The organism is Brevundimonas sp. BAL450 (genome assembly GCF_015767455.1).
GTDB classification, from domain to species: domain Bacteria; phylum Pseudomonadota; class Alphaproteobacteria; order Caulobacterales; family Caulobacteraceae; genus Brevundimonas; species Brevundimonas abyssalis.
This window is the reverse complement of the sequence record NZ_JADWOW010000055.1, coordinates 67,939-86,686: the sequence shown is the minus strand read 5'-3', so window position 1 is coordinate 86,686 and position 18,748 is coordinate 67,939. Positions and strand designations below refer to the sequence as shown.

Sequence of the window (18,748 nt, the reverse complement as noted above, 5' to 3'; positions counted from 1 at the left end):
ATGGAAGCGACCACGACATCGTTCTGGAGCACGCCGGTGGGCTGGACCCTGATGACCGCGGGCGGAATCCTGCTGGTCACCGTCGGGATCCTGATCTCGCTGGCGTTCCTGCTGCTGGCCGACCGCAAGATCTGGGCGGGCGTGCAGATGCGCAAGGGGCCCAATGTGGTGGGGCCGTTCGGCCTGCTGCAGTCCTTCGCCGACTTCTTCAAATTCGTGCTGAAGGAGATCGTGGTCCCGGCGGGTGCGGACAAGATCGTGTTCCTGCTGGCGCCGCTGCTGACCTTCGTGCTGGCCTTCATCGCCTGGGCCGTGATCCCGTTCGCCCCCGGATGGGTGGTGTCGGATCTGAACGTGGGCGTGCTGTACCTGTTCGCCGTGTCGTCGCTGGGCGTCTACGGCATCATCATGGGCGGCTGGGCCTCCAATTCGAAATACCCGTTCCTGGGCTCGCTGCGGTCGGCGGCCCAGATGGTCAGCTACGAGGTGTCGCTGGGCCTGATCATCGTCACGGTGATCCTGCTGGCCGGCAGCATGAACCTGACCACCATCGTGGACAATCAGGCGGGCTGGATCTGGAACTGGCACGCCTTCGGCGGCGGCCTCGGCAATCTGCCGCTGCTGATCATCATGTTCCCCATGTCGATCGTGTTCTTTGTCTCGGCGCTGGCCGAGACGAACCGCCCGCCGTTCGACCTGCCCGAGGCGGAGTCCGAGCTGGTGGCCGGGTATCAGGTGGAATACTCGTCCACGCCGTACCTGCTGTTCATGATCGGCGAGTACGCCAACATCGTGCTGATGTGCGCCATGATCACCCTGCTGTTCTTCGGCGGGTGGAACCCGGGCTTCCCGACGCCCTTCCTGGACGGCGCGCCCCAGTTCCTGGCCAACCTGTTCTATCTGGGCGTCTTCCTCTTCAAGACGGTGTTCTGGTTCGCCATGATCGCCATGGTGAAGGCCTTCGTGCCCCGCTATCGCTATGACCAGCTGATGCGCCTGGGCTGGAAGGTGTTCCTGCCCTATTCGCTGGTGGCCGTGGTGCTGGTGGCGGCGTGGCGGGTGTTCGGGGGCGCGATCTGATGCGTATCGGCCTGCCCGTCACTGTGATCTGCGCGGTGCTGCTGACCGGCTGCGGGCCCGTGGTGTTCGGGCCCATGCCGACGCCCGCGCCCGTTCCCGCCGAGGTGGCCCTCGAGCGCCAGGAGGCGCGCGAGGACGCCGCCGCCGAACGCCTGCGCCGCTGCCAGATGGGCGAGACCGGCGTGCGCCGGGACGACCGCCGCTGCCGCGAAGGGGTTCCCAAATGACCGCCCGTCTCGTGACCGGACTGATCGCGGCGGGCCTGCTGGCGTCCTGCGCGCCCTATGAGGCGGAGCCCACGTCCGTCTATCAGTGGGAGCGCCGCCAGGAGGGCATCGAGCGCGCCCACGCCCAGCGCGTGGAGCGTTGCCGCGCCATGAACCGAGACAGCGAGCGCTTCACCCGTGAGTGCGCCGACCTGAGAGAGATCGACTGATGTTGAACCGTATCGGACAGGCCATGAAAGGCGCGCTGCTGATCGACGTGATCGGCGCGGTCGGCCTGTCGCTCAAATACATGATGAAGCCCAAGGCGACGGTGAACTATCCGTTCGAGCGCGGGCCGCAATCGCCGCGCTTCCGGGGCGAGCACGCCCTGCGCCGCTATCCCAACGGCGAGGAGCGCTGCATCGCATGCAAGCTGTGCGAGGCCATCTGCCCGGCCCAGGCCATCACCATCGAGTCCGAGCCGCGCTCGGACGGCAGCCGCCGCACGACCCGCTACGACATCGACATGGTGAAGTGCATCTACTGCGGCCTGTGCCAGGAGGCCTGCCCGGTGGACGCCATCGTCGAGGGGCCGAACAGCGAATACGCCACCGAGACGCGCGAAGAGCTGTATTTCGACAAGGACCGCCTGCTGGCCAACGGGGATCGTTGGGAGCGGGTGATCGCGAAGAATCTGGAACTGGACGCCCCCTACCGATAAGAGGGGCGCCGATTCCACGCATCAGGGTCTGCCGCGTCGCCGTCGGGGGCGGGCAGGGGATTTCACAAGGGCTTCGGGGCGTCCCGGACTCCGCACGGTTTTTGAGAGGGGCTTGGTCCCGCCGATGATACAGGCGATCGCCTTCTATCTGCTGGCCACGGTGAGCGTGGTGTCCGCGTTGCTGGTCGTGACGGCCAAAAACCCGGTGCACTCGGTGCTGTGGCTGATCACCACCTTCTTCTCGGCCGCCGGGCTGTTCGTCATGCTGGGCGCCGAGTTCCTCGCCATGCTGCTGGTGGTGGTCTACGTGGGCGCCGTGGCGGTGCTGTTCCTGTTCGTGGTCATGATGCTGGACGTGGACTTCGTGCAGCTGCGCGAGGGCTATGCGAAATACTTCCCGCTGGCCGCCATCGTGGGCCTGATCCTGCTGGCCGAGATGATCGTGGTGGCGGTGGCGGCGGCCCAGGGCGGGGCGGCGCGCGGCGCCGAGCTGATCCCGGCCACGGACGTGTCCAACGTGGAGGCCATCGGGCGGGTGCTCTACACCGAGTACGTCTACATCTTCCAGGCGGCGGGTCTGGTGCTGCTGGTGGCCATGATCGGCGCCATCGTCCTGACCCTGCGCTACAAGCCCAACATCAAGCGCCAGGACATCGGCCGCCAGGTGAACCGTCGCCAGTCCGACGCCTATGCCAATGTCCAGGCCGAGAGCGGCAAGGGCGTCACCCTGGAGGATCTGAAATGATCGGTCTGCCGCACTATCTGGCGGTCGCCGCGATCCTGTTCACCATCGGGGTGTTCGGCATCTTCGTGAACCGCAAGAACATCATCATCATCCTGATGTCGATCGAGCTGATCCTGCTGTCGGTGAACATCAATTTCGTCGCCTTCTCGGCCTATCTCAACGATATCTCAGGGCAGATCATGGCCATGTTCATCCTGACCGTCGCCGCCGCTGAGGCGGCCATCGGCCTGGCCATTCTGGTGACCTTCTTCCGCAACCGCGGCAACATCGCCGTGGATGACGCGTCCATGATGAAGGGCTGACCGCGTGACCATCGAGACTCTCGTCACAATCGGCGTCTTCGCCCCGCTGCTGGGCGCCATGATCGCCGGCTTCTTCGGCCGCCGGATCGGCAACGTCGCCTCGCAGGCGGTGACCACCGGCCTGCTGTTCCTGTCGTGCGCCATCGCCTGGACCGTGTTCGGCCAGCACACCTGGGGGCACATGGAGGCCTTCACGGTCGAGCTGTTCCCCTTCATCAACGTGGGCGATTTCCAGTCCACATGGTCGGTGCGGGTGGACGCCCTGTCGGCGGTGATGCTGATCGTGGTGACGACCGTGTCGTCGCTGGTGCACCTGTATTCCTGGGGCTACATGGCCGAGGACGACAGTCGGCCGCGCTTCTTCGCCTATCTGTCCCTGTTCACCTTCATGATGCTGGCGCTGGTGACGGCGGCCGACTTCATGCAGCTGTTCTTCGGCTGGGAAGGGGTGGGACTGGCGTCCTATCTGCTGATCGGCTTCTGGTACAAGAAGCCCACGGCCAGCGCCGCAGCCATCAAGGCCTTCGTGGTCAACCGGGTGGGCGATTTCGGCTTCGTGCTGGGCATCATCACCGTGTTCTGGATGTTCGGCACCATCAAGTTCGCCGAGCTGTTCCCGCTGATCGCGGCCCAGTCGGGCGCGGGCTGGGACTTCATCGGCCAGCGCTGGTCGGCGCTGGACCTGGCGGCGTTCCTGCTGTTCATCGGCGCCATGGGCAAGTCGGCCCAGTTCTTCCTGCACACCTGGCTGCCTGACGCCATGGAAGGCCCGACGCCCGTGTCGGCCCTGATCCACGCGGCCACCATGGTGACGGCGGGCGTCTACATGGTCTGCCTGCTGTCGCCGATCTATGAGTATGCGCCGACGGCCTCGCTGATCGTCGCCATCATCGGCGGCATCACGGCCCTGTTCGCCGCCACCGTCGGCCTGGCCCAGAACGACATCAAGCGGGTCATCGCCTATTCGACCTGTTCGCAGCTGGGCTACATGTTCTTCGCGGCGGGCGTCGGCGCCTATCAGGCAGCCATGTTCCACCTGTTCACCCACGCCTTCTTCAAGGCGCTGCTGTTCCTGGGCGCCGGCTCGGTGATCCACGGCATGCACCACGAGCAGGACATGCGGAACATGGGCGGGCTGGCCAAGTTGCTGCCCATCACCTACGGCGCGATGATGATCGGCACCATCGCCATCACCGGCCTGGGCATTCCCGAGCTGAAGTGGGGCTTCGCCGGCTTCTATTCCAAGGACTCGATCCTGGAGAGCGCCTTCGCCTCGGCGGACTACAGCCCCGCGGGCCTGTTCGTGTTCTTCATCGGCCTGTTCGCGGCCGGGCTGACGGCCTATTATTCCTGGCGTCTGATCTTCATGACCTTCCACAACAAGCCGGTGTGGAAGGACGCGCACGCGCCGGTCGAGCATCATCATGACGACCACGCCTCTGACGCCCAGAAGGAAACCCACACCGAGCCGCTGATGGACGACGCCGTGGCCGCGCACACGGGTGCGCACCATGACGCCCATCACGACGACCATCACGACGACCATGGCCATCACGGACCGCTGAAGCCGCACGAAAGCCCGTGGACCATGCTGATCCCGCTGATCGTGCTGTCCATCGGTGCGGTGGCGGCGGGCTTTGTCTTCTACAACTACTTCGTGGGCCACCACGAGGCCGAGTTCTGGCGCGGGGCGATCTTCACCGCCGAGGCCAACCACGTCCTGCACGACAGCCACTATGTGCCGCGCTGGGTGCTGTGGGCCCCCGTGGTGCTGACCCTGCTGGGCACCTTTGTGGCGTTCTGGATCTATGTGCTCAAGGAAGGCATGGCCCGGCGCATGGCCGAGCGGGGCAACATCTTGCACACCTTCTTCTACAACAAGTGGTTCTTCGACGAGCTGTACGACGTGATCTTCGTCAAGAGCGCCCGGGCCATCGGGGATTTCTTCTGGAAGGTCGGCGACGTGAAGATCATCGACGGTCTCGGCCCCAACGGCGCCGCCTGGGCCTCGCTGAAATCGGCCGCGCGGCTGGCCAAGGTCCAGTCCGGCTATGTCTATCACTATGCGTTCGTGATGCTGCTGGGTGTGGCGGGTCTTCTCGCCTTCGCCATCGCGACGTGGGGAGCCTGATACCGTGCCCTACATCCTGAGCATCGTAACCTTCCTGCCGCTGGTCGGCGCCCTGGCCGTGCTGATGGCGCGCGTCATGGCGAAGTCCGAAGAGGCCGCCGCCGGTCCGGCCCGCTGGATCGCCCTGATCGCCAGCCTGGTCGTGCTGGCCGTCTCGGTCGTGCTGGTGGCCGGGTTCGATCCGTCGAACCCCGCCTATCAGTTCGTGGAGATGGTCCCCTGGTTCGCCGGGGCCAGCTATCACCTGGGCGTGGACGGGATCTCGATCCTGTTCGTGCTGCTGAGCGCGTTCCTGCTGCCCATCTGCATCATCGCCAGCTGGTCCTCCATCAAGGAGCGGGTGGCGGAGTACATGATCGCCTTCCTGATCCTGGAGACGCTGCTGATCGGCGTGTTCACGGCGCTGGACCTGTTCCTGTTCTACATCTTCTTTGAAGGCACCCTGGTGCCGATGTTCATCATCATCGGGGTGTGGGGCGGGGCGAACCGCATCTATGCGGCCTACAAGCTGTTCCTCTACACCCTGCTGGGGTCGGTGCTGATGCTGGCCGCCATGCTGTACATGGCGGCGACGGCGGGCACCTCCAGCATTCCCGAGCTGACGGCCTATGACTGGCCGGTCGGGGTGCAGACCTTCCTGTGGCTCGCCTTCTTCGCCTCGTTCGCGGTGAAGATGCCCATGTGGCCGGTGCACACCTGGCTGCCCGACGCCCACGTGCAGGCGCCGACGGCGGGGTCGGTGATCCTGGCGGGCATCCTGCTGAAGCTGGGCGGCTACGGCTTCATCCGCTTCAACCTGCCCATGTTCCCGGACGCGTCCGAGTACTTCACCCCGCTGGTGATGGTGCTGTCGGTGATCGCCATCATCTACACCTCGCTGGTCGCCTTCCGTCAGACCGACATCAAGAAGCTGATCGCCTATTCGTCGGTGGCCCACATGGGCTTCGTGACCATGGGCATCTTCGCCGGCAACGATCAGGGCGTGCAGGGCGCGGTGTTCCAGATGATCAGCCACGGGCTGATCTCGTCGGCGCTCTTCCTGTGCGTGGGGGTGGTCTATGACCGCATGCACACCCGAGAGATCGCCTTCTACGGCGGGCTGACATCGCGCATGCCGTGGTTCGCGGCCATCTTCCTGATGTTCACCATGGCCAATGTGGGCCTGCCGGGCACCTCGGGCTTCATCGGCGAGGTGCTGACCATGGTCGGCGCCTATCAGGTCTCCACCTGGGCGGTGTTCTTCGCGGCCTCGGGCGTGATCCTGTCGGCCGTCTATGCGCTGACGCTGTACCGCAACGTCATGTTCGGCGAGATCACCAATCCTGCGCTGAAGGCCATCACCGACATCGACCGGCGCGAGCTGCTGATCTTTGTGCCCCTCATCATCGGTACGATCTGGCTGGGGGTCTATCCCGCCGCCGTGCTGGACATCACCCAGGCTTCGGTCAGCGCGGTGACGGCCGCCTATCAGACCGCGATCGGCGGATAAGACGACCATGTTCGACATCAATCTCGCCCTTCAAATCGCTGCTCCCGAGGCCCTTCTGGCCATCGGGTCGATGATCCTGCTGATGCTCGGCGCCTATGGCGGCGAGAAGCTGGGCCGCGTGGTCAGTCTGCTGGCCGTCGCCCTGCTGATCGGCGCCGCCGGCGTCGCCGCCAATGCGCCGCTGGGCATGGTGTTCAACGGCGCCTTCGTCTCGGATCCCATGTCGGTCTACGCCAAGGTGGCCATCTATCTGGCCAGCGCCCTGGCCGTGGTGCTCGGCGACGGCTGGACGCGCCGTAACGGAATTGCCCGGTTCGAGTATCCCGTGCTGATCGTGCTGGCCGCCGTGGGCATGGGCATGATGGCTTCGGCCGGCGACCTGATGTCCCTGTATGTGGGCGTGGAGCTGCAGTCGCTGGCGCTGTACGTGCTGGCCGCCTTCCACCGGGACGACGGCCGGGCGTCGGAAGCGGGCCTGAAGTATTTCGTGCTGGGCGCCCTGTCGTCGGGCCTGCTGCTGTACGGCTCCAGCCTGATCTACGGCTTCACCGGCTCCATGCGCTTCGACGAGATCGCGGCGGTGGCTGCGGGCGGCGCCGAGACCGGCCTGATCTTCGGTCTGGTGTTCCTGATCTGCGGCCTGGCCTTCAAGGTCTCGGCCGCGCCGTTCCACATGTGGACGCCCGACGTCTATGAGGGCGCGCCGACCCCGGTCGTGGCCTTCTTCGCCACGGCGCCCAAGTTTGCGGCCATGGTGCTGTTCGCCCGCGCCCTGTCCGAGGGCTTCGGCGGCGCTCACGACCAGTGGGCCCAGGTGCTGGTGATCATCTCGCTGATCTCGTTCGCGGTGGGCGCCTTCGGCGGCCTGGCCCAGCGGGACATCCCGCGGCTGCTGGCCTATTCGTCCATCGCCAACATCGGCTATGCGCTGCTGGCCATCACGGCGGGCACGCAGGCGGGCCTGCAGGCCCTGCTGCTGTTCATGACCTTCTACATGGTCGACACCCTGGGCTTCTTCGCCCTGCTGATGGCCCTGTCGCGCGGCGGTCGGCCGATCCGGCGCATCGCCGACCTGGCGGGTCTGCGCAAGGACAAGCCGGTCACCACCATCGCCATCACGGTGCTGTCCCTGTCGGTGCTGGGCATGCCGCCCTTCGCCGGGTTCTGGGGCAAGTTCTATGTGTTCGGCGCGGCGCTGCAGGCCGGCTACTGGATTGTGGCGGCGCTGGGTCTGGTGGCCTCGGTCGTGGCGGCCTTCTACTATCTACGCATCATCAAGGTGATGTGGTTCGACGCACCGCCGGAAGGCGAGGGGGCGGTGGATCCGTCGCCGCGTGACGCCCAGTGGATCGGCTGGGCCGCCGCGGCCTTCTCGTTCCCGTTGGTGCTGATCGCCCTGACCTGGCTGGAGCCGCTGGCCCGCAACGCCGCGACCAGCTTCGGGGCGGGCTGATTGGCCGAGGCCGCCCCGCGCCTGATCCTCGAGGACACGGACTCCACCAACGCCGAGGCCCGCCGCATGGCCGAGCGCGGCGAGACCGGGCCGCTGTGGATCGTGGCCCGACGCCAGTCGGCGGGACGGGGCCGGCGGGGCCGGACCTGGTCCAGCGAGACCGGCAATCTGGCCGCGACCCTGCTGACCGTGGTGCACCGCCCACCGGCAGAGGCGGCGCAACTGACCTTCGTGGCGGCGCTCGCAGCGGCGGACCTGCTGGACGGGTACGCGCCGCCGGCGCTGGTCAGCATCAAATGGCCCAATGACGTGATGCTGGACGGCAAGAAGGCCAGCGGCATCCTTCTGGAGTCCGGCGCCCACGACAGCGGCGGCCTGTGGCTGGCGGTCGGAATCGGGGTCAATCTGGCCCACGCGCCGGACGACACCGAGCGGCCCGCCACGGCGCTTGCGGACCACCTGCGCGGGGACGTGGCCGCGCCGCCGTCCATCGAGCGGGCGGCCGAGGAGCTGGCGGAGGCGTTCGCGGTGTGGATGGAACGCTGGAGAGTGCTGGGTTTCCAGCCGATTCTGGACGGCTGGATCGCGCGGACGCCGGGGCTGGACGGCCCCTGCACGGCGCGGCTGGGCCATGAGACGGTCAGCGGCCGTGCCGAGGGCGTCGAGCCGGACGGCGCGCTGCGCCTGCGCTTGCCCTCGGGCGAACTGCGGCGCATTTCGGCGGGCGACGTGTTCTTCGGGGAGGCGGCCTGATGCTTCTGGCCATTGAGCAAGGCAACACCAACACCCTGTTCGCGGTGCACGACGGGACCGACTGGATCGCCCAGTGGCGCACGGCCACGGAGTCCACCCGCACGGCCGACGAATACGCCGTCTGGCTGAGCCAGCTGCTGTCCATGTGGGACATCAAGATGGCGGCGCTGAACGGCTGCATCATCTCCAGCGTGGTGCCCCAGTCGATCTTCAATCTGAAGAACCTGTCGCGGCGCTACCTGAACGTCGAACCCCTGGTGATCGGGGACAATGTGGACCTGGGCATTCCGGTGCGGATCACCAAGCCCAGCGAGGCGGGGGCTGACCGGCTGGTCAACGCCATCGGGGCGCATCTGAAATACGACGGCGACCTGATCGTCATCGACTCCGGCACCGCGACCACCTTCGACGTCATCGCCGCCGACGGCGCCTTCGAGGGCGGGGTGATCGCGCCAGGCATCAACCTGAGCCTGCAGGCCCTGCACGAGGCGGCGGCCATGCTGCCGCGCATCGCCATCCAGAAGCCCGACCGGGTCATCGGCAAGGACACCGTGTCCAACATGCAATCCGGCGTGTTCTGGGGCTATGTCTCGCTGATCGAGGGCATGGTGGCGCGGATGAAGGCCGAATGGGCGAAACCCATGACCGTCATCGGAACCGGCGGCGTGGCCAGCCTGTTCGAAGGCGCAACCGACAGCATCGATCACTTCGACGCGGATCTGACTATCCGCGGCCTTCTGGAAATCTGGCGTCGCAACGCCCATCTGAAAACGACATGAAAAAATCAAATCAAGACGAACTGGTCTTCCTGCCGCTCGGCGGTTCCGGAGAGATCGGCATGAACCTGAACGCCTACGGCTTCGGCCCGGCGCATGACCGCAAGTGGATCATCGTCGATGTGGGCGTGACGTTCGGCGACCTGTCGACGCCCGGCGTCGACATCATCGTGCCCGATCCGGAGGCTCTGAAGGGCGAGAAGATCCTTGGCATCCTGCTGACCCACGCCCACGAGGACCACATCGGCGCCCTGGGCTGGCTGTGGCCGCGCATCCAGGCGCCGCTCTACGCCACGCCGTTCACGGCCTATCTGATCCGCGACAAGCTGCGCGAACAGAACCTGCTGCAGGAGGCCAAGCTGCATGAGGTGCCGCTGGGCGGCACGGTCAACCTGGGTCCGTTCGAATGCGAGTTCGTCACCATGACGCACTCCATCGCCGAGCCCAACGGAATCGCCATCAAGACGCCGCTGGGCACGGTGATGCACACCGGCGACTGGAAGATTGACGACACGCCCGTGGTCGGGTCGCGCACGGACGCCAAGGCTCTGACGCGACTGGGCGACGAGGGCGTGCTGGCCATGGTGGGGGATTCCACCAATGTCTTCGTGGACGGCGTGGCCGGGTCCGAAGGCGATGTGGCCGGCGCCTTGGTCGATCTGATCAAGCCCCTGCGCGGCCGCGTGGCCGTGGGCTGTTTCGCGTCCAATGTGGCCCGGGTTCACAGCGTGGCGCTGGCGGCCAAGGCGGCGGGACGGCGCGTGGTTCTGGCCGGGCGGTCCATGCATCGCATCACCGCCGCGGCCAAGCACGTTGGCCTGCTGGGCGACCTGCCGCCCTTCCTGACGGACGAGGAGGCCCGCGTCTGGGCGCCGGACGAGGTTCTGTACCTCTGCACCGGCAGCCAGGGCGAGGCGCGCGCGGCGCTGTCGCGCGTCGCCGACGGCACGCACCCCGTGGTCAAGCTGGGGTCGGGCGATCATTGCATCTTCTCGTCGCGGGTCATTCCCGGCAACGAGCTGGCCATCGGCGATCTGCAGGACCGTCTCGCGGACCGGGGCGTGCGCCTCTACACCGAAAAGGATCACCCCGGCATCCACGTGTCCGGCCACCCGTGCCGTGATGAGCTGAAGCAGATGTACGACTGGGTGCGCCCGCGCATCGCGGTGCCCACCCACGGCATGCGCCGCCACCTGATGGAGCATGCCAACCTGGCCAGGGACATGGGGGTCCCCGAGACCGTGACGCCGCGCAACGGCGATCTGGTGCGTCTGGCTCCCGGGCCGGCGCAGATCATCGACGAGGTTCCCTCGGGCCGCCTGTACGTGGATGGCGGCATGCTGGTGACCGAGGCGGGCGAGGCGATCCGCGAACGCCGCCACGCGTCGAGCAACGGCGTACTGGTGGTCAGCTTCGTGCTGGACAAGGGCGGCCGCATCGTCAGCGACATCGACGTGCGCGGCATCGGCCTGCCGGGCGACGAGGGCACCCCGCTGGGCGACGCCCTGGACGGCCTCGCCGAACGGGTCGAGGACGTGGTGCGCGGCCTGAAGGGCGAGGCGCTTCAGGACGAGCTGGTGGTCGAGCAGGCCGTGGCCCGCGCGCTGAAGAAGGCCAGCCAGCAGATCTGGGACCGCCGACCCATCGTGGAAACCATCGTCCTGCGGCTGTAGGTTCGCCGGGCCCGAGCGGAGCGCGCCCATGCCGGACATGCACCAGCTTTCCGCCCGCGGCTGTGAGCGCGCCCGGCGTGCGCTGGAGCGCGTCCGCCATGCTCGCCATCCGCTGCACGGCTGGCGGCGCTGGACGATCATCGCGGTGCAGGCAGCGGTCGGGCTGTTTCTGCTGTTCGCGCTGGTGAACCTGGCTCTGTGGTTCTCCATCGACCGTTCCGGCGGCCCGGTCCGTCAGGCGATGTGGGAGGTTGAGGCGCTGGCTCGCAGCCCCCTGGATGGGGAACAGGCGCCGGACCATGCTTTCACCGCCCTGTACGGCGACGTGCTGGGCGCCGAGCCGGATGTCGGTGAAGTCCGGGACTATTTCGAGGATCAGTCGCGGCGGGAAGAGTTCGTGCTGGAGCACGTCATGACCCAGCGCATGCTCTCACTGAACGACAGGCTGGACGCCAGGGTGTTTCCGTCCGGCGTCTATGTGGGCCTGCGCGCCATGGGGCCGGACGGGGCGCCGATGGTGTACGTCACCCGGCATCTGGCGCACTTCATGTTCTTCCCCCGCCACGCCTATATCCTGGTCGTGCCGGAGCAGGGGGAGGCCACGGTCTTTTCCGCCAGCGTCAACAACAAGCTGGACGAGGACGCGGAGCATCCGAACCACCTGCGCGCGACGCTTCAGGCTTATGATGTGGAGGCCTATGATTTCCCGTCGTCGGGGCAGGCCGTCCATCTGATGACCCGCATCTCGGATGAGGTGGCGACGGACGCGCTGGCGCGTCTGGAGACCGCGGCCCAGCGACTGGCGGAGGCTGAGGTCACCTATGGGGTGCTGGCGCCCAACTCCAACACCGTGATCGGGTGTCTGCTGGAGGACGCTGGCGTCATGACCCGTGCGGAACGCTCGGGCGCGCTGCTGGCGGTTAGGGCGCCGGGCCTCGGCGCAGACTGCGTTTGACGGTGGACAGGCTCGCGCTTTACGCCCAGCCTCAGACTTCGACAGGGAGATCATCATGAGCGCCAGGGTTCGCATCGCGGTTCTTGCAGGGTTTCTGGCCGTCGCGGCCTGTGACCAGCCCGAACGGATCGAGGCGAACGAGGCTGTGCCCGCCGCCGAGCCCACGCCGGCGGCAGCACCGGACGCCATGACGCCCGAAGGTCTGGTGCAGGCCCTGTACATGGAGCCCGCCATCCCCACCGCCGCGCCCCATGTGCGCCTGTACTTCGCCGAACCGCTGGTGGACGGCCTGTCGGGCGAGGAGGGGATCGGCTTCGACTACCGTCTCGACGCCCAGGACGGCGCCATCACGGACCTGATGGTGGAGGAGACCGCCTCCGGCCCCGACGGATCAGCCATCGTGGCGCGCTTCAATCGGGCCGGGCGGCCGGTGTCCATGGCCTATGACCTGTGCCGTCGCGACAGCGGCGAGTGGCGCATCACCAATGTCCGCAGCGTCCAGAACGACTGGAACCTGCGCGACCTCACAGGCGCCGATGCGGGCGAGGATGCGTCGTCGCAGCCTGCGTGCTGAGCCTCGCCCCGGCGCTCCAAACCGGCTAAGCCAACGCCATGATCGGACGTTTGAACCATGTGGGGGTGGCCACACCCTCCATCGAGGCCTCCGTGGCCCTGTACCGGGACCTGCTGGGCGCGACGGGGGCGGGCGAGCCGTTCGACTTGCCGGCGCAGGGGGTGCGGGTCTGCTTCATTGACCTGCCCAACAGCCAGATCGAACTGATCGAGCCGCTGGGCGAGGACTCACCGATCCACGGCTTTCTGGCCAAGAACCCCAAAGGGGGCCAGCATCACGTCTGCTACGAGGTCGAGGACATCATCGCCGCCCGCAACGCCCTGCGCGCCAAGGGGGCGACCATTCTGGGCACCGGCGAGCCGCGCATCGGCGCCCACGGCACGCCCATCGTCTTTGTGCATCCGAAAGACATGGGCGGCGTGCTGGTGGAGCTTATGGAAACACCGAAGGAGCCCCACTGATGATCGGACCGACCACAGCCATCGCCATCTATTTCGTGGTCTGGTGGACCGTGCTGTTCGCCGTCCTGCCGCTGGGCATGAATCAGGGGCCGCGCGAGCGCCAGACCGACGGCGGCGACTGGGGCGCGCCGGTCAATCCGAACCTGAAGAAGAAGTTCATCACCACCACCTGGGTGGCGGCCATCGTCTGGGCCGTGATCCTGGTCATCATCTTCACCGGAATCTTGCCGCTGCCGTCCCTGCCTGGCGGAGGTTGATTTCCGCAATTCGGGAACCGAGTCGACTTTGATTGCCTAATCCCCGGCGCCCCGGCTAAAGGCGTAAGGCTCAGTTACATACGGATTCCCGATGCGTCTTTCGCGCTACTTCCTGCCCACTCTGAAAGAGACGCCGTCCGAGGCGCAGATCGTCTCGCACCGGCTGATGCTGCGCGCGGGCCTGATCCGTCAGGAAGCGGCGGGCATCTACGCCTGGCTGCCGCTGGGCCTGCGGGTGCTGAAGCGCATCGAACAGATCGTGCGCGAGGAGCAGGAGCGGGCGGGCGCCGTCGAGATCCTGATGCCGACCATCCAGCTGGCCGACCTGTGGCGCGAATCCGGCCGCTATGACGCCTATGGCCCGGAGATGCTGCGCATCGTCGACCGGCACAAGCGCGACATGCTGTACGGCCCCACGGCCGAGGAAGTCGTCACCGACATTTTCCGCGGGTTCGTGAAGAGCTATCGCGACCTGCCGCTGAACCTGTTCAACATTCAGTGGAAGTTCCGCGACGAGCAGCGGCCCCGGTTCGGGGTGATGCGCGGCCGCGAGTTCCTTATGAAGGACGCCTATTCCTTCGACGTGGACGAGGTGGGCGCGCGCAAGTCCTACAACCGCATGTTCGTGGCCTATCTCAACACCTTCTCGCGCCTGGGCCTGAAGGCGGTCCCCATGCGGGCCGACACCGGCCCTATCGGCGGTGACCTGAGCCACGAGTTCATCATTCTGGCGGACACGGGCGAAAGCCAGGTGTTCTGCGACCGCCGTCTGGTGGACATGCCGGCGCCGGGTCCGGACGTGGACTGGAACGACCTCCAGTCAATCGTTGATCAACGAACGGCGCTCTACGCCGCCACCGACGAGATGCACGAGGCGGACCGCTTCGACGCCGAGGTGGGCGAGGGCGACCGCCTGACCGCGCGCGGCATCGAGGTGGGCCACATCTTCTATTTCGGCACCAAATACTCCAAGCCCATGAAGGCTATCGTGGCCGGGCCGGACGGCAAGGACGTGCCCGTGCACATGGGCAGCTACGGCGTCGGCGTCTCGCGCCTGATCGGGGCCATCATCGAGGCCAGCCACGACGACGCCGGCATCATCTGGCCCGAGGCCGTGGCCCCGTTCGACGTGGGGATCATCAACCTGCGCCCCAATGACGAGGCGGTCTCGGCCGCCTGCGAGGACGCTTGGGCCAAGCTGAAGGCAGCGGGCAAGACGGTGCTGTACGACGACCGGGACGACCGGCCGGGCGGCAAGTTCGCCACCGCCGACCTGATCGGTCTGCCGTGGCAGCTGATCATCGGGCCCAAGGGCGTGGCCGACGGCGTGGTGGAGCTGAAACGCCGCGCCACGGGCGAACGCGAGACCCTGCCGCTGGATGCGGCGCTTCAGAAGCTGACCGCATGACCGACGCGACCGCCGGGAAGCCCGCCAAGCCCGCCGGGGCGTTCAGTTCCTGGGAGATCGGCCTGGCCCTTCGCTACCTGCGCGCCAAGCGCAAGGAGGGCGGGGTCGCCCTGATCGCCGTGATCAGCTTCATCGGCATCATGCTGGCCGTGGCGGTGCTGATCAGCGTCATGAGCATCATGTCCGGCTTCCGCACCGAGTTGCTGAACCGGATGCTGTCGTTCAACGGGCACATGTACGTGCATGGCCAGGTGCTGCAGGCGCCGGACCGGGACGAGGCGCTGGCGCGCATCCGCGCGGTGCCCGGGGTGGTTAGCGTCACGCCCCTGACCGAGTCCCCGGCCATGTTCACCGCCCATGGTCGGACGACCGGCGGCGTGGTCCGGGGCATCGCGCCCGAGAACCTGAACTCCATGAGCTTCGTCTATCAGAGCCTGGACGAGGAAGCCCGCGCCCGGTTCGGTCAGGGCGACTACGGCGGCGACAACATCCTGATCGGGCAGGCCTTGGCGGATCAGATGGGCCTGCGCATCGGGGATCTGATGACCCTGATCTCGCCCCAGGGCGGGGCCACGGCGTTCGGCGATCTGGGCACGTCCAAGACCTATGTGATCGGCGGCATCTTCCAGTCGGGCGCCGCCGACTATGACCGGGCCTATGTGTTCATGCCGCTGGAGCAGGCGCAGCTGTTCTTCGGCAAGGAAGGCCTGTGGGACGCCATCGAATTGAAGGTCGAGGACCCGGATCAGGTGGCCCGCTATGTCCAGCCGGTGTCCGAGGCGGCGGGGCAGGGTGCGCTGGTCAGCGACTGGCGCAACACCATGGCGGCGTTCTGGAGCGCGCTGAAGATCGAGCGCGTGGCCATGGGCATCATCCTGGGCCTGGTGGTGGCCATCGCCGCCATGAACATCATCTCGGGCATCGTCATGCTGGTGAAGAACAAGGGGCGCGACATCGCCATCCTGCGCACCATCGGGGCCAGCCCGTCGTCGATCCTGCGCATCTTCTTCATGGCCGGGGCGACCATAGGGGTTGCGGGGACGCTGGCGGGCCTCGTTCTGGGGCTGCTGTTCTGCTGGAACATCGGCGCCATCCAGAGCTTCCTCGAGTGGGTCCTGCAGGTGCAGCTGTTCCCGGCGGACGTTTACATGCTGGACGGAGTGCCGGCCCTGGTCGATCCAGGCGACGTGTTCTGGGTCACGGTGTGGTCGCTTCTGATGTCCTGCCTCGCCAGCCTGCCGCCCTCGTGGAACGCCTCGCGCATCGATCCGGTGGAGGCCCTTCGCTATGAGTAGCCCCGTGCTGTCCCTGCGGGGCGTGACGCGCACCTATGACACCGCCCAGGGCGGGCTGCAGGTGCTGAAAGGCGTCGATCTGGACGTGTTTCCGAGCGAGGTGGTCGGGCTGATCGGTCCATCGGGTTCGGGCAAGTCGTCGCTGCTGCACGCCGCCGGCCTGCTGGAGCGGCCCACCGACGGTCAGGTGATGATCGACGGTCAGGACGTGGGCGCCCTGCCGGAGCGGGCGCGCACGCGCATCCGTCTGGCCAAGGTGGGGTTCGTCTATCAGTTCCACCACCTGCTGCCCGAGTTCGACGCGGGCGACAACGTGGCCCTGCCCATGCGCATAAACGGCGTGTCGCACAGCGTGGCGCGGGCGCGGGCGTCAGAGCTGCTGACCGCCCTGGGCCTCGGCGAGCGGCTGATGCACCAGCCGGCCCAGCTGTCAGGCGGCGAGCAGCAGCGGGTCGCCGTGGCCCGGGCGCTGGCCAACCAGCCGCGCCTGCTGCTGGCCGACGAGCCTACGGGCAACCTGGACCCGGCCACCAGCCAGGCGGTGTTCGAATCCCTGCGCGAACTGGCCAAGACCACGGGCGTCGCCGCCCTGATCGCCACCCACAACATGGAGCTGGCGGGCCACATGGACCGGGTCTTCGCCCTGCGCGACGGCCACCTGGAAGAGCGCCCGGCCCAGAGTCAGGCCTACTGAGGCGCTACTTCTTACCCGGGGGGACGGTGAAGGGCGAGGCGACGACGGTGATCGGGGGCTTGGTCTTCTCCGCCTTGGGTTTGCGGATTTCCTTGGTGCTGCGTTTCTGACCCTTGGCCATGACGGGCGCTCCGGGCGCCGGCGGCCGCCGGAAGGGCGGGGAAGGGCGTTGGCGTCAGTCTACAGCAGGCTGGCCGCGCCGTCAGTGAAATCCGATGCCCCGCCATCATCGACCTTTCCGATTCTTAACGCCCAAAAGGCGCGACCATCGCCTAGTCATGGCCCACGACGAATCCGGAGGGGCTTCTCATGAAACGACTTTTTGTCACCGCAGCTGGCGCCGTGCTGGCGTGCACGGTGGCCTTCGGCGCCCAAGCCGAAGAGTTTCAGCCCTGCGCCGACTCTGACGAAGCGCCGGAACTGGCAGGATCGCTGTGCGCGGTTGTCACGACCCCTCTGGATCATGGAAGCGACGCTGGCGACAGCATTGAACTGTTCGTGCGGAAGTTCCCGGCGGTCGGACAGTCCAGCGGCCAGGTCTGGCTGGTCGCCGGAGGGCCGGGCGAGTCGGGAGCCTCGTTCTATCCATTTCTCGATACGCTGCGCCGGGCCTTTCCTGACATGGATCTGATCGCGCCGGATCATCGGGGCACTGGCTATTCGTCGAAGCTCTGCCCTGACCAGGAATCTCCGGAAAGCGAGGAAGGCATCGCTCTGGCAGGCTCGGAATGGGGCCCCTATCGGGTCCATCTATCAGGATCAGGCGCGGGCGCACGCCTTCACCATCACCAATGCTGCGCATGATCTATCCAACCTGATCGCGACCTATCGAGCGGACGGGGAGGTTCATGTCTACGCTGTCTCTTACGGCACCCAATTGGCGCTGCGCATGATGCACGTTGCGCCGGTTGAACTGGACGGGCTGATCCTGGACGGACTGGTCCCGCCGGAGAGCAGCATACGCTGGGATCTCAGCCGACGTAGCGAACTGGTGGATCAGGTGGGGCGCAGCCTGCTGTCTCCAATGGAAGCGGCGACCTACGAAAGCGTTCTGGCGGCGGACCCGTCCCCTTGGGCGGACGTCGTTCCCGGAGGCGATCTGAAACAGTTCATGGGCAGCCTGCTGAACTTTCCGGATCTGCGGGCGCGCATTCCCGACATCATCACCGCCTTGTCGAACAATGACGCCAGCCCCCTTCGACGCGCGATCGAAGACCGACAGGCGGCGTTTGCGGCCATTACGGGGTTCGCCCAGTCCGCTTCATCGGCCCCACTGGTCATTCTCATCAGCGCCTCCGAAAACAATGCGCGTCCGGACATCACGCAAGAGGTTGTGCGGACGGAAGCGAGCTCGGCCCTGTTCACCAGTCCACTCCCGGCGTTTCTGGCGAGCGACGTCCTTCCCACTTACGAACGCGACTCCGCTTTCGGCCAGATACCGGCAGCATTGCCGCGCACTCTGGTTGCTCAGGGAACGATGGACCCCAACACCGCCTACGAAGGCGCGCTTGAGCACGTGGCGCTGCTGCGCGAAGCCGGTCCCGTGAGCGTGGCGACCGTTGAGGGCGGCGCTCACCTGCTTCTGTTCGCTGCGCCGGATTGCTTCGTGGGGGCGGTGCGCGCCTTCATGCATGGAGAGACGGCGCCTTCCACGTGCGCCGCCCCTTGACGTGAACGAAGACGGAACATAGAACATTCCCGGAACATCACTTCTGGGGATAAGGCATGACACGTCTGGTTCGGGAATCGCTGTCTCTGGCATCGTGCGCCGGGGT

At 66.7% G+C, this 18,748-nt stretch carries 22 protein-coding genes; 21 read left to right on the top strand and 1 reads right to left on the bottom strand.

Translation table 11 applies throughout. From position 1 onward, the window contains the following. The 19 genes from nuoH to IWC96_RS10710 all read left to right on the top strand — a co-directional run bounded on the left by nuoH (position 1) and on the right by IWC96_RS10710 (position 16,973). The gene (gene nuoH, locus IWC96_RS10800; protein ID WP_021697884.1) at positions 1-1,080 is read left to right on the top strand and encodes an NADH-quinone oxidoreductase subunit NuoH; all 1,080 of its coding nucleotides are present in this window, start codon (positions 1-3) and stop codon (positions 1,078-1,080) included. Beyond that, on the top strand, positions 1,080-1,307 hold the full coding sequence (locus IWC96_RS10795) for a hypothetical protein (protein ID WP_021697885.1): 228 nt from the start codon (positions 1,080-1,082) through the stop codon (positions 1,305-1,307). Before nuoH ends, IWC96_RS10795 begins: the two co-directional genes overlap by 1 nt. Beyond that, the gene (locus IWC96_RS10790; RefSeq protein WP_021697886.1) at positions 1,304-1,516 is read left to right on the top strand and encodes a hypothetical protein; all 213 of its coding nucleotides are present in this window, start codon (positions 1,304-1,306) and stop codon (positions 1,514-1,516) included. Before IWC96_RS10795 ends, IWC96_RS10790 begins: the two co-directional genes overlap by 4 nt. Further along, positions 1,516-2,007, top strand: a complete 492-nt coding sequence (nuoI, locus tag IWC96_RS10785) for an NADH-quinone oxidoreductase subunit NuoI (RefSeq protein WP_021697887.1) — start codon at positions 1,516-1,518, stop codon at positions 2,005-2,007. Before IWC96_RS10790 ends, nuoI begins: the two co-directional genes overlap by 1 nt. A 124-nt stretch (positions 2,008-2,131) precedes the next feature. Then, positions 2,132-2,752: an NADH-quinone oxidoreductase subunit J gene (locus tag IWC96_RS10780; protein WP_021697888.1), complete on the top strand. Its 621-nt coding sequence runs from the start codon at positions 2,132-2,134 to the stop codon at positions 2,750-2,752. Next, on the top strand, positions 2,749-3,054 hold the full coding sequence (gene nuoK / locus IWC96_RS10775; RefSeq protein WP_021697889.1) for an NADH-quinone oxidoreductase subunit NuoK: 306 nt from the start codon (positions 2,749-2,751) through the stop codon (positions 3,052-3,054). The genes IWC96_RS10780 and nuoK overlap by 4 nt, the downstream gene beginning before the upstream one ends. Before the next feature lie 10 nt (positions 3,055-3,064). After that, positions 3,065-5,185 (top strand): NADH-quinone oxidoreductase subunit L, encoded by a 2,121-nt coding sequence (gene nuoL, locus IWC96_RS10770; RefSeq protein ID WP_045319179.1) that lies wholly within the window; start codon positions 3,065-3,067, stop codon positions 5,183-5,185. 4 nt (positions 5,186-5,189) lie between these two features. Beyond that, on the top strand, positions 5,190-6,674 hold the full coding sequence (locus IWC96_RS10765; protein ID WP_021697891.1) for an NADH-quinone oxidoreductase subunit M: 1,485 nt from the start codon (positions 5,190-5,192) through the stop codon (positions 6,672-6,674). Between the two features lie 7 nt (positions 6,675-6,681). Then, entirely contained in the window at positions 6,682-8,127 is a 1,446-nt protein-coding gene (gene nuoN, locus IWC96_RS10760) for an NADH-quinone oxidoreductase subunit NuoN (protein ID WP_021697892.1), read from the top strand. After that, positions 8,128-8,880, top strand: coding sequence for a biotin--[acetyl-CoA-carboxylase] ligase (locus tag IWC96_RS10755; protein ID WP_021697893.1), 753 nt, complete (start codon positions 8,128-8,130; stop codon positions 8,878-8,880). Continuing rightward, the gene (locus IWC96_RS10750) at positions 8,877-9,659 is read left to right on the top strand and encodes a type III pantothenate kinase (protein WP_045319176.1); all 783 of its coding nucleotides are present in this window, start codon (positions 8,877-8,879) and stop codon (positions 9,657-9,659) included. Before IWC96_RS10755 ends, IWC96_RS10750 begins: the two co-directional genes overlap by 4 nt. Beyond that, positions 9,656-11,329: a ribonuclease J gene (locus tag IWC96_RS10745; RefSeq protein ID WP_196838914.1), complete on the top strand. Its 1,674-nt coding sequence runs from the start codon at positions 9,656-9,658 to the stop codon at positions 11,327-11,329. Before IWC96_RS10750 ends, IWC96_RS10745 begins: the two co-directional genes overlap by 4 nt. Before the next feature lie 28 nt (positions 11,330-11,357). After that, positions 11,358-12,284 (top strand): hypothetical protein, encoded by a 927-nt coding sequence (locus IWC96_RS10740; RefSeq protein ID WP_021697896.1) that lies wholly within the window; start codon positions 11,358-11,360, stop codon positions 12,282-12,284. A gap of 55 nt (positions 12,285-12,339) precedes the next feature. Beyond that, positions 12,340-12,858 (top strand): hypothetical protein, encoded by a 519-nt coding sequence (locus IWC96_RS10735; protein WP_021697897.1) that lies wholly within the window; start codon positions 12,340-12,342, stop codon positions 12,856-12,858. A 38-nt stretch (positions 12,859-12,896) separates the two neighbouring features. Beyond that, on the top strand, positions 12,897-13,319 hold the full coding sequence (gene mce, locus IWC96_RS10730) for a methylmalonyl-CoA epimerase (RefSeq protein WP_021697898.1): 423 nt from the start codon (positions 12,897-12,899) through the stop codon (positions 13,317-13,319). A 2-nt stretch (positions 13,320-13,321) separates the two neighbouring features. Then, the gene (locus tag IWC96_RS10725) at positions 13,322-13,576 is read left to right on the top strand and encodes a DUF1467 family protein (RefSeq protein ID WP_045319181.1); all 255 of its coding nucleotides are present in this window, start codon (positions 13,322-13,324) and stop codon (positions 13,574-13,576) included. Positions 13,577-13,667: 91 nt separating this feature from the next. Next, entirely contained in the window at positions 13,668-14,984 is a 1,317-nt protein-coding gene (proS, locus tag IWC96_RS10720; RefSeq protein ID WP_021697900.1) for a proline--tRNA ligase, read from the top strand. After that, positions 14,981-16,279, top strand: coding sequence for a lipoprotein-releasing ABC transporter permease subunit (locus IWC96_RS10715; protein ID WP_021697901.1), 1,299 nt, complete (start codon positions 14,981-14,983; stop codon positions 16,277-16,279). Before proS ends, IWC96_RS10715 begins: the two co-directional genes overlap by 4 nt. After that, positions 16,272-16,973 (top strand): ABC transporter ATP-binding protein, encoded by a 702-nt coding sequence (locus IWC96_RS10710; protein ID WP_045319177.1) that lies wholly within the window; start codon positions 16,272-16,274, stop codon positions 16,971-16,973. The genes IWC96_RS10715 and IWC96_RS10710 overlap by 8 nt, the downstream gene beginning before the upstream one ends. A gap of 4 nt (positions 16,974-16,977) precedes the next feature. Here IWC96_RS10710 and IWC96_RS10705 read toward each other — a convergent pair whose 3' ends face one another. Beyond that, positions 16,978-17,094 (bottom strand): hypothetical protein, encoded by a 117-nt coding sequence (locus IWC96_RS10705; protein WP_021697903.1) that lies wholly within the window; start codon positions 17,092-17,094, stop codon positions 16,978-16,980. A gap of 188 nt (positions 17,095-17,282) precedes the next feature. Between IWC96_RS10705 and IWC96_RS10700 the strand changes: the two genes are divergently transcribed. Continuing rightward, positions 17,283-17,777, top strand: a complete 495-nt coding sequence (locus IWC96_RS10700) for a hypothetical protein (RefSeq protein WP_021697904.1) — start codon at positions 17,283-17,285, stop codon at positions 17,775-17,777. Positions 17,778-17,850: 73 nt separating this feature from the next. Next, a complete protein-coding gene (locus tag IWC96_RS10695; RefSeq protein ID WP_148291506.1) occupies positions 17,851-18,642 on the top strand; it encodes an alpha/beta hydrolase in 792 nt (263 codons plus the stop codon). Positions 18,643-18,748 lie beyond the last annotated feature (106 nt).